At 51.1% G+C, this 519-nt stretch carries 1 pseudogene; it reads right to left on the bottom strand.

What is annotated here, in order from left to right:
- Positions 1-221: 221 nt before the first annotated feature.
- Positions 222-519 (bottom strand): annotated as a pseudogene (locus AC27KL_RS28225) (Rpn family recombination-promoting nuclease/putative transposase); the annotation flags it as partial.

Raw genomic sequence — 519 nt, 5'->3', positions numbered from 1 at the left:
TTGCCGCCCGCCGTTTTGGTTGGAAGGTTTGGAAACAGCATGTGCGAACACCTCCTTTCCCTTTCTTTGAACGCAAAAAGACCCTGCATCCTTTGCTTGGACACAGGGCCGATCGGTTCTGGAACGATTTTGAGCCTCGTACAGCGTCAGCGGTGGCAGATGCGGCACCTTCTGCCGCTGATTTGGTTACAGACGCTACTTGCGGAACATGGAGGGGAAGGCTATTGAAGTTGCGGCTGTAGTTTTTGAATTTCATCTGGAGAAAGTTCCGTGTACCTTGCAATTTTGTCGATTGGTTCCCCATCTGCTAACATATTCAATGCCATTTTGATTGCCTTTTGCCGCTCGCCTTCCGCTTTTGCTTCCTTAATCATGTTGAGCTCATCCTTCAGCGCCTTCTCCCGCAACTCGTACAACCTGCGAGCCTCGGCATCCTGGCTCAGAAATTCAAGGACGTTGACCGCCTTGCGAATCGTCGGTTCGCTCATCGCCAATTCCTCCAGTTTCTTTTTGCTCTCG

It is taken from the genome of Paenibacillus sp. YAE3, assembly GCF_057546105.1.
The sequence above is the reverse complement of the archived record's forward strand: the minus strand, read 5'-3'. Positions and strand labels throughout refer to the sequence as shown.